Below are 9,259 nucleotides of genomic sequence, written 5' to 3'. Positions count from 1 at the left end.
CCAATGAGTAGCGCGAACGTGAAATACCTGCGGAATGCCGTCCGGGGAGCAAGACTGGGACCGGCCGCGCGAGAACGGGGGACCGACTTGAACCAGGCAGGCGACGCGACCGACCGCACCATTCACCTCTCGCAGCGAAAGACACCATTGACCATGTGCAAGCACGAGCAGCAGTGCCCCACCGCCGACAGCCCCGACCGTGAGGCCGCCCTCATCGTGGCCCACCACCCGGAGCAGGGTTGGAGCCTGCTGTGCAACGGGGTCCTGCTCTTCGAGGACACCGGCGAGATCCTGCCCGACGGGCAGATCATCGCACCGCACAGGCCGCTGGTCGCCGCGCGCGTCACCGCGGCAGCCTGACGCGCCGGCGAGGCGGGCGGCCACCGCGACGCGGGCACGCCGCGCGCCGTCCATGGCACGACACAGCCGGTTCCCCTGAGCCTTTGGCGCTCGGGGGAACCGGCTTCGCTCGTGCCGGGGCCGCTACGCGGGGGAGCCGGCCAGCGGCGGCGGCGCCAACCACGCGCTCAGCAGCGGCGCCAGCTCGACGATCCGGTACACCCGGTGCGAGGCGATTCCCGGCGGCGCGGGCGCCAGCGGGATGACCAGGTCGGCCGGGTCCGGCTGGGCGGTGGCCGCGTCGGCCCTCGGCACCGAGTGCAGCCACAGCGCCATCATGTACCGGCTCGGCACCGACAGCAGATGCGGCTGGTAGGTGGCCGGCAGCGGCTCCGCCTGGCGCAACGCCCGCTCCGTCGAGGCCAGGTAGGGGCCTTCGGAGAAGCGCGAGAACACCCAGCCGTCAGGTGTCGCCACGGTCTCGCCCGCCGCGGCCACCCGGGACCCCGCCCTGATATGGAACCGCCAGCCGGCCAGCCGCGCGTGGGGCAGGCCGCCGGGAACCGACGCCGGTTCGAACACATGGACCGGCAGGGGGTGTTCGGCGTCCAGTGGCCCTTCCGCGGTGCGCAGGGCAGGGGTCCGGGCTTCCAGGACCGCGGTGGGCGAACTGAGCGCCGCCAGGACGCTCAACAGGGCGGGTGCGGGTGCTGGGGGGACAAGCAGCGGCATGGTGTTGTCGCCTCTCACTGGGAGACACGTGGTGCGGGCACAAAGCGGTGCGGGCGAGGTGCGGACGGCGCGGTCAGTACCTGGTGAGGGTTACGACCTGGTGCACGACAGGCGGCGGGCTCGCGGTGTCCTGCGACTCCGTCTGCGGCGTTGCCGAAATGCACTCAGGAAACCACCCTGACCTAGGACACTTCGGCGCCTTGCATCCGAAGCCCCATGACGCCGCTCGCTGATCCACCGCCTGTCGTGCACCAGGTCGTTACTGCTCAAGCTCGCCCGGCGACGGCGGATACTCTGCCTCGTGCGCGGAGTTTATACGACGCGTGTTCGCTCCGTGTTTCATCTACTCGCTGCCAGTATTACCCGCAAGGCGATTATGCGCCTTCTCCTCTGGCGCCCTGGCCGGCATTCCCGCAGGATAGGGGGCGGATGCCGCTGATTTCCGCCTCGTACGGTCGGCCGGAACCGTGCGGTGTATTCACCCGGATTCTACGTAAGCGCCCTGCGCCGAATGTGCCACCGGAACATGCCCACTGGCGGTCACTACGGCAAGCGTAGCGTGCACACCGCGCTCCGGTGGGCGTTATCGATCATTTGGGTGGGCATCCTCCGGTGAGGACCCGCACGAGGAGGGACGCTTCGATGGGGGAGAAGGTCGTGGCCGGGGCGTTCGATCTGGCCGACCGGCGGATGTATCGGAACAAGCTCCAGCAGTGTCTGCTGGGGCTGGAGAGGCTGCTGGCGGAGAAGCGCTTCGACCGGCCGCGCAATCTCATGGGTCTGGAGATCGAATTGAATCTCGCGGATTCCGAGGGACTGCCCCGCATGATGAACGAAGAGGTGCTGGAGCGCATCGCGAGCCGCGATTTCCAGACCGAGCTGGCTCAGTTCAATATTGAAGTGAACATCGCGCCGCACCCGCTTTCCGGCCGGGTGCTCGACCGGCTCGCCGAGGAACTGCGCACCGGGCTGGGCTACGCCGACCGGATGGCCGGGGAGGTCGGCGCCGGCATCGTGATGGTCGGAATCCTGCCCACCCTCCAGGCCCAGGACCTGGTCTCGGCGAACCTCTCCCGCGCCGACCGCTACACCCTGCTCAACGAGCGGATTCTCGCCATGCGCGGCGAGGACATCACCCTTGACATCGAAGGCGTCGAGCACCTCGTCTACACCTCCGCCTCGATCGCGCCCGAGGCGGCCTGCACCTCCACGCAGATGCACCTCCAGGTCACCCCGGAGCGTTTCGCGCCGGTGTGGAACGCCGCCCAGGTGGTGTCCGCGCCGCAGGTGGCGGCCGGCGCGAACTCGCCGTTCCTCTTCGGCCGCGAGCTGTGGCGCGAGACCCGCCCGCTGCTGTTCCAGCAGGCCACCGACACCCGCCCGCAGGAGCTGCGGGCCCAGGGCGTAAGGCCGTTGACCTGGTTCGGCGAGCGGTGGATCGACTCGGCGGTCGACCTTTTCACGGAGAACCTGCGCTACTTCCCGTCGCTGCTGCCGATCTGCGACGACGAGGACCCGCTGCGCGTACTCGACGAGGGCGGGGTGCCCCGACTGCGCGAACTGACCCTGCACAACGGCACGATCTACCGCTGGAACCGCCCGATCTACCAAGCCGTCGACGGCGTACCGCACCTGCGCGTGGAGAACCGGGTGATGCCGGCCGGACCCACCGTCGCCGACGTCATCGCCAACGCCGCCTTCTACTACGGCCTGGTCCGCGCGCTCGCCGAGGCGCCGCGGCCGATCTGGCAGCGGCTGCCGTTCGGCGCCGCCGCCGCGAACTTCGACGCCGCCTGCCGCGACGGCATCGACGCCGTGCTGCACTGGCCGCGCCCGCGGGGCACCGCGCTCGCCCAGGTCCCGGCGGCCGACCTGATCCGCGACGAACTCCTGCCGCTGGCCGCCGCCGGGCTCGACGGCTGGGGCATCGACCCCGTCGACCGCGACCACTACCTGGGCATCATCGAGCAGCGCTGCCGGCACCGCACCAACGGCGCCCGCTGGCAGGCCGACGCCTTCCACCACTTCCTCGACCGGGGCCTCGACCGCCGTGCCGCGCTCGCCGCCATGACCCAGCGCTACCGTGCCCTCTCCACCGAGGGCGCCCCGGTCCACACCTGGCCGGTCCCCGACTGACAGTGACGGACCGCTCCGGCCGCGCCCGCCCGGCGAGGCCCCTTCCCACGCCGGGCGCGGCGCACCACGGCCGCGATCCTGCCGATGGCCTTCGTATGCCGGCGCGTTACTCTTCGACCGGGCGATGTATTCGATCAAGGGGGCGGTCGTGGTGCCGGACGGACCGGGCGTAAAAGACGTACTGGACGGGCTGGACGCGTTCTGCGCGCAGGCGCTGGCCGACCACTCCTGCGCGTCGCTCTCCCTCGCGGTCGTGGAACGCGACGAAGTCGTGCTCGCCCGCGCCTACGGTCACGCGGATGCCGCCGCTGGGCGGCCGGCCACCCCCGGGACCGTCTACGGGCTGGCCTCCGTCACCAAGGCGGTCACCGCCACGGCCGTCTGCCTGGCCGCCGACGACGGCCTGCTGGACCTCGACGCCCCGATCCCCGGCGACTACCAGTGGACGGCGCCCACCCCGCGCCAGTTGCTCCGACACCGCGGCGGCTTCCCGGCGTTCTACAACTTCCACTACGCCACCGGTCCGCTGCCGATCGACATCGCCGACTACCGCAGGCTCGTCCGCGAGCCGGGTACCGACTTCGAGTACTCCAACATCGGCTACGCCGAACTGGGCCGGCTGCTGGAGTCGGTGACCGGCCGGAGCGAGGGCGACTACCTGCGCGAGCGGATCTTCGAACCGCTCGGCCTGGGCAGTTTCGGCTACGGGCCGGCCTACACCGGCTCGGCGCCCGTCGCCGAACGCTACTCCGCCGGCGGGCGCGCATACCCGACCTGCTTCAGTGACCACCCCGCCGCCGGGGCCGGCTGGGCGACCGCCGGCGACGTGGCGCTCTTCGCCCGGACATCCGGCCGCCTGCTCCAACCCGCCACGGCTGCGGCGACGTACGACGGCGTCCCGCTCAGCGAGCACCTGGGGTACGGGTTCGGCCGGGTCGTCTCGCGCGGCGCCGGGCCGGTGGCCCGCAGCCATGGCGGCGGTATGGGCGGCATCGCCGCCATGATGATCGACCTGCCCGAGCACGAGATCTCGGTCGCGGTACTGGCCAACTCCACCAACAAGGCGGCCCGCGACACCGTCGTCGAGCACCTCATGGGCATCCTGGCGCCCGGGTTCCACCGCGACCACCTCGCGCCGGTCACCGAGCAGACCCGCCCGATGGCGTTGGCGCAGGGCGAGTGGGCGGGGGAGGTCCACACCACGCAAGGCGACATCCCGCTGCGGATCAGGGTCCTCGCGGACCACCGGGTGGAGATCCGGCTGGCCGACAGCGCCCCGGTCGCCGTGCCCGGCAGCGCCTCCGAGCTGTGGGACCTGCGCGCCGACGCGGCGCTGCAACTGCCCACCGATGACGCCCGGCTGGGCAGCCCCCGCCTCGCCCTCGCGCTGCGGGCCGACCACGAGCGGCTGGAAGGCCGGGCCGTGGCGTTCAAGAACGGCGACCGGGAAGGCCGGCTGGGCGCGTACCTGGTGCACCCGTGCGTGCTGCGCGCCGTCTGACCGCGGTACGCAGGACGGCGGCGCCGCACAGCGCGTCGGCGCGTTTCGGGCTGGTCAACGGGGCGACGGCCAGGTTCGTGGCGTAGGCTCGCGCGGCGCGCACCGTGCGGGCGGCCGTGGCGGTGCGGTGGTAGGGCGGCGGGCGGGATCTTCGTATCGTGTCCACGACGACACGGGAGGATCGCGTGCAGGCAGAGGCACAGCCACAGGCCGGGCAGCCGGAGCGGCCGCAGCCGCAGTTGCCGTTCGAGGAGCGGACGCTGCGCAGCGAGACGCTGATCGTGCTGGCGCTGTCGCTCGGCGCCAGCGGCGTCTCCGCGGTGATCAGCTTCATCGGCTCGGTGACGCGGCCGGGCGCGCTGAAGAACCAGGCCGCGACGCTGGTCGGTTCGCAGGCCCCCGGCCGCCCCTGGCTCGACCTGGCCTGGCAGGTCTTCTCCATCGCCACCGCGCTCGCCCCGGTCGCGCTGGTCGCGCACCTGCTGGCGCGCGAGCGGGTCGGGATGCCTGCGCTCGGCTTCGACCTCACCCGGCCGCGTCGCGACCTGGCGTGGGGCGCGCTGGTCGCGGCGGTGATCGGCGGCACCGGGCTGGCCTTCTACCTGGGCGCACGGGCCGCCGGGTTCAACCTCACGGTGGTGCCCGAGTCGCTGCCGGACGTGTGGTGGCGCATCCCGGTGCTGATCGCCTCCGCGGTGCAGAACGCGGTCCTCGAAGAGGTCATCGTGGTCGGCTATCTGCTGCGCCGGCTCGACCAGTTGAAGTGGTCGCCGGCCGCCGCGCTCGTCGCCAGCGCGGTGCTGCGCGGATCGTACCACCTCTACCAGGGCGTCGGCGGCATGGTCGGCAACATGGCGATGGGCGTGGTGTTCGTGCTGCTCTACCGTCGGTGGGGCCGGATCGGCCCGCTGGTCGCCGCACATTCGCTCATCGACACGGTCGCCTTCGTCGGGTTCGCGCTGCTCGCCGGGAAGGTGGGCTGGCTGCCCAGCGGGTGACCGGATCGCCCCTGTGGCCACCGCGGTTCACGGCACGGTGGTTGACGGCACCGCGGTTGACGGCACGGCGGTTCACGGCACCGCGTGCAGTTCGCCGTCCACCACGGTCACGGCCGCGCCGGTCAGCTCGACCCGGTCGTCCCGCAGCCGGGTCGCGACCAGCCCGCCGCGGGCCGACGCCTGATATCCGGTCAGCGCGTCGCGGCCCAGCCGGGCCGACCAGAACGGCGCGAGGGCGGTGTGCGCGCTGCCGGTGACCGGGTCCTCGTCGATACCGACCGCCGGGAAGAAGCCGCGCGACACGAAGTCGTAGCCGCCGGCAGGGTCGGCGGCGGCCGCCGTGACGATCACCCCGCGCCGGGACAGCGCGGCAAGGGCCCGGAAGTCCGGGGCGAGCGCGCGCACCGCCGCCTCGTCGGCCAGCTGCACCAGCAGGTCGCCGCAGTCCGGGCCGGTGTCCAGCACGGTCAGCGGCTCGGCGCGCAGCGCCGCGGCCAGGCCGGCCGGCGCCTTCTCCGGGGTGAGCGGCGCGGCCGGGAAGTCCAGGGTGATCGTGCCGTCGCCGTCGGCCCTCGCCGTCAGCACCCCCGCCTTGGTACGGAACCGGACGGTGCCCCGCGCCTCGCCGGTGGTACGCAGCACGTGCGCGGTGGCGAGGGTGGCGTGCCCGCACAGCCGTACCTCGGTGGCCGGGGTGAACCAGCGCAGCGCCCAGTCCGCGTCATCGTCGTCGCCCGGGGGAAGCTGATGCGCGAACGCCGTCTCGGAGAGGTTCAGCTCGGCCGCGACCTGCTGGAGCCAGCCGTCGGAGGGGAAGCCGTCCGCCCCGAGCAGCAGCACGCCCGCGGGGTTTCCGGAAAACGGGCGGTCGGTGAACGCGTCGACGATTCGGATACGCATGCCGAGAGGGTACGGGAGCGCGACCACGCGCAGGGGCGGGCGGGAAGCTGATCGGTCGGTGATCGGGCCGGGCGGCGCGAGCCCGCTCCCTACTACTCCCCAGGTCGTAAGGCACCGCGTGCCCTGACGGGGCTCGCGGCGGGCCCCGATACGGGCCCCGCCGCAGCTCCTGACGCGGCATGCACGGCGGCCGCCGCACGGAACAGCATGTTTCGTGGGGCGGCCGTTGTGACGTGCGGAATCTACCCACCGGAAGGGATTGCGGGCTGCTACACCAACCGGTTAAGTTCCCCCGGATGCCTACCAAACACCGGCGGCTGACCTCCCCCACCGCTGACGACGTCCACGCGTGGCACCGGGTGCGGTCCGCAGCACTCGCACACGACCGCCCGGGAGACCCACTGCCGACCATGGCCGGCGTGCGGGCCGCGCTGACCACCGTCGGCCCCGGCAGCCGCTTAGCCCTGTGGCTGGTGCACGGTGCGAACGACGAGGGCGTGGCCACGGCGAAGCTCCGGCTGCCGGCCACCGAGGGCAGCGGCCGCCTCGCGTCGGTGGAACTGACCGTCCATCCCGCGCACCGCAGGATGGGCATGGGTTCGCGGCTGCTGGCCACGGTGGTGGCCGCGGCGGCCGAGGAGGGCTGCCGCCGGCTGTCGACGGAAGTGCTGGCCGGCACCCCGGGGGAGAGCTTCCTGTCCACCCGGGAGTTCGTGCCCGCGCTGCGGCTGACCTGGCAGCGGCTGGTGCTGGCCGAGATCCCGGAGCGGATCGTGAAGCTGCCGGACGTGCCGCACCCCGGCTACCGGCTGACGGCCTGGGAGGGCGCACCGCCGGACGCGCTCGCGGAGTCCTTCGCGGCGGCCCGCGCGGGCCTGGCGGACATGCCGACCGGCAGCCTGGAGGCCGGTACGACCCGCTGGGACGCCGAGCGGGTGCGGATGATCGCGGAGTTGGCGGCCCGGCGCGGTGAGCGGCTGCTCAACCACGCGGCGATCTGCGAGGCCGACGGTTCAGTGGCCGGGTACACGAAGCTGACGCTGCCCGCCGGGGCAGCGGCCGGAACCGGGGCCGACGGCGAGGCCGGGGACGGAAGCGGCGCCGGGACCGCCGCCGGTGCGCTGCGCGCGAAGCAGCTCGACACGGCCGTGATGCCCGCCCACCGCGGCCACGGGCTCGGCCTGTGGCTGAAGTCGGCGATGCTGCGGCACCTGCTGGACGCGCACCCCGAAGTGACCGAGGTCGTCACGAACACCGCGGACGACAACCGGCACATGCTGGCGGTCAACGCGGCGCTCGGCTTCCGCCCCCTGCGCCGTACCGTGGCGTATCAGCTCACGCTGCCGGCGTAGCCCCCCGGGGCGCCCCGTCCGGTACGTTGCGGGCCCCCCGCCGGTGGTGGGCTCGTCGCGCCGACAAGCCACCCACCGGCGGGGGTCCCGCAACCGAACAGCAACCAAGCACCCTGGGGGGTCGCGTTGCACAGGGCACCGTGGGGCGGGAAGCTGTACGCGTGATGGACGAGACGGAGTTCTGGGAGATCGTCGACAGCACCCGCGAGGCGGCGGACGACGATGCGGAGGAGCACGCGGACCTGCTGGTCGAGCGACTGGCCGGGCTCGACCCGGAGACCGTGCTCGACTACGCCCGGCACTTCGAGACCCGCTTCAACCGGGCCTTCTCGTGGGACCTGTGGGGGGCCGCCGACATCATGCTGGGCGGCGCCGACGAGGACTCGTTCGACTTCTTCCGCTGCTGGCTGATCGGTCAGGGCCGGCACGTCTTCGAGGGCGCCCTGCACTCCCCCGACGACCTGGCCTTCCTGGTCCCGGAGTTCGACCCCGAGGCGGACGGCGACGCCGAGGACCTGGGGTACGCCGCCGACGAGGCGTACGAGCAGTTGACCGGCGTGCGGCTGCCGGATCTGAAGCTGCCGCCGCAGGACCACCCCGAGGGCGACCGCCCGGAGTTCGACGACGACCAGGCGATGGCGGCCCGCTTCCCCCAGTTGTGGGCGCGCTTCGGATAGCCCCGCGAACGGACCGGGCACAATGACCCGCATGCGTATCGCAGTCACCGGCGCCTCCGGGCTGATCGGTTCCGCCCTCACCGCCTCGCTCACGGCCGACGGCCACGAGGTCGTCGCGCTGGTACGGCGCACCCCGCGCGGCCCCGGAGAGGCCCGCTGGGACCCGCGGGCGGGCACCGTGGACCCGGACGGGCTGGCGGGTTGCGAGGCGGTCGTGCACCTCGCGGGCGCGCCGGTCGCGGAGCGGCGGTGGACCGACAGGCGCAAGAAGGTCCTCCTCGACAGCCGGGTGGACGGCACCGCCACCATCGCGAAGGCGCTGGCCGCGCTCGACCCGAAGCCGCGGGTGCTGGTGGCCGGCAGCGCGATCGGGTTCTACGGCGAGACCGGGGACCGTTTCGTGGACGAGGACAGCCCGGCGGGCGAGGGCTTCCTGGCCGACCTGGTCCAGGCGTGGGAGGCCGCGGCCGACCCGGCGCGCGCGGCCGGCATCCGCACGGTGCACGCCCGTACCGGCCTGGTGGTCTCCCCGCAGGGCGGCGCGTGGGGGGCGCTGTTCCCGTTCTTCCGGGCCGGGCTGGGCGGGCGGCTCGGCAGCGGACGGCAGTTCTGGAGCTTCATCTC

9 protein-coding genes are annotated in these 9,259 nt (G+C 73.0%); 7 read left to right on the top strand and 2 right to left on the bottom strand.

Features of this window, described 5'->3' with window-relative positions; genetic code table 11:
- The first annotated feature begins 153 nt into the window (after nucleotides 1-153).
- The gene (locus AC13HU_RS23720) at nucleotides 154-360 is read left to right on the top strand and encodes a DUF5999 family protein (RefSeq protein WP_483043961.1); all 207 of its coding nucleotides are present in this window, start codon (nucleotides 154-156) and stop codon (nucleotides 358-360) included.
- A 123-nt stretch (nucleotides 361-483) separates the two neighbouring features.
- On the opposite strand, the gene AC13HU_RS23715 is transcribed toward AC13HU_RS23720, so the two are convergent.
- Nucleotides 484-1,071: a hypothetical protein gene (locus AC13HU_RS23715; protein WP_483043960.1), complete on the bottom strand. Its 588-nt coding sequence runs from the start codon at nucleotides 1,069-1,071 to the stop codon at nucleotides 484-486.
- 642 nt (nucleotides 1,072-1,713) lie between these two features.
- Here AC13HU_RS23715 and AC13HU_RS23710 point away from each other — a divergent pair.
- From AC13HU_RS23710 to AC13HU_RS23700, 3 genes are all read left to right on the top strand, one after another.
- Nucleotides 1,714-3,207: a glutamate-cysteine ligase family protein gene (locus AC13HU_RS23710; RefSeq protein WP_483043959.1), complete on the top strand. Its 1,494-nt coding sequence runs from the start codon at nucleotides 1,714-1,716 to the stop codon at nucleotides 3,205-3,207.
- 124 nt (nucleotides 3,208-3,331) lie between these two features.
- The gene (locus tag AC13HU_RS23705) at nucleotides 3,332-4,708 is read left to right on the top strand and encodes a serine hydrolase domain-containing protein (RefSeq protein ID WP_483043958.1); all 1,377 of its coding nucleotides are present in this window, start codon (nucleotides 3,332-3,334) and stop codon (nucleotides 4,706-4,708) included.
- A 185-nt stretch (nucleotides 4,709-4,893) separates the two neighbouring features.
- The gene (locus AC13HU_RS23700) at nucleotides 4,894-5,706 is read left to right on the top strand and encodes a CPBP family intramembrane glutamic endopeptidase (protein ID WP_483043957.1); all 813 of its coding nucleotides are present in this window, start codon (nucleotides 4,894-4,896) and stop codon (nucleotides 5,704-5,706) included.
- Nucleotides 5,707-5,778: 72 nt separating this feature from the next.
- On the opposite strand, the gene AC13HU_RS23695 is transcribed toward AC13HU_RS23700, so the two are convergent.
- Complete coding sequence (locus AC13HU_RS23695) at nucleotides 5,779-6,606, bottom strand: PhzF family phenazine biosynthesis protein (RefSeq protein ID WP_483043956.1); 828 nt, start codon at nucleotides 6,604-6,606, stop codon at nucleotides 5,779-5,781.
- A 296-nt stretch (nucleotides 6,607-6,902) separates the two neighbouring features.
- Here AC13HU_RS23695 and AC13HU_RS23690 point away from each other — a divergent pair, with 296 nt between their 5' ends.
- The 3 genes from AC13HU_RS23690 to AC13HU_RS23680 form a co-directional block, all read left to right on the top strand.
- Nucleotides 6,903-7,958, top strand: coding sequence for a GNAT family N-acetyltransferase (locus AC13HU_RS23690; RefSeq protein WP_483043955.1), 1,056 nt, complete (start codon nucleotides 6,903-6,905; stop codon nucleotides 7,956-7,958).
- Between the two features lie 164 nt (nucleotides 7,959-8,122).
- On the top strand, nucleotides 8,123-8,635 hold the full coding sequence (locus tag AC13HU_RS23685) for a DUF4240 domain-containing protein (protein WP_483043962.1): 513 nt from the start codon (nucleotides 8,123-8,125) through the stop codon (nucleotides 8,633-8,635).
- Nucleotides 8,636-8,666: 31 nt separating this feature from the next.
- On the top strand, nucleotides 8,667-9,259 hold a 593-nt coding region (locus AC13HU_RS23680; RefSeq protein ID WP_483043954.1), incomplete at its 3' end, for a TIGR01777 family oxidoreductase.

It is taken from the genome of Streptomyces sp. NH27 (assembly GCF_056859195.1).
Note: the sequence above shows the minus strand (reverse complement) of the source record. Positions and strands in the feature narration are given on the sequence as shown.

Excerpts from the sequence above, each read along its gene's own strand:
- AC13HU_RS23720 (WP_483043961.1), top strand. The coding sequence starts at position 154 with ATGTGCAAGCACGAGCAGCAGTGCCCCACCGCCGACAGCCCCGACCGT.
- AC13HU_RS23715 (WP_483043960.1), bottom strand. The coding sequence starts at position 1,071 with ATGCCGCTGCTTGTCCCCCCAGCACCCGCACCCGCCCTGTTGAGCGTC.
- AC13HU_RS23710 (WP_483043959.1), top strand. The coding sequence starts at position 1,714 with ATGGGGGAGAAGGTCGTGGCCGGGGCGTTCGATCTGGCCGACCGGCGG.
- AC13HU_RS23705 (WP_483043958.1), top strand. The coding sequence starts at position 3,332 with ATGTATTCGATCAAGGGGGCGGTCGTGGTGCCGGACGGACCGGGCGTA.
- AC13HU_RS23695 (WP_483043956.1), bottom strand. The coding sequence starts at position 6,606 with ATGCGTATCCGAATCGTCGACGCGTTCACCGACCGCCCGTTTTCCGGA.
- AC13HU_RS23690 (WP_483043955.1), top strand. The coding sequence starts at position 6,903 with ATGCCTACCAAACACCGGCGGCTGACCTCCCCCACCGCTGACGACGTC.
- AC13HU_RS23685 (WP_483043962.1), top strand. The coding sequence starts at position 8,123 with ATGGACGAGACGGAGTTCTGGGAGATCGTCGACAGCACCCGCGAGGCG.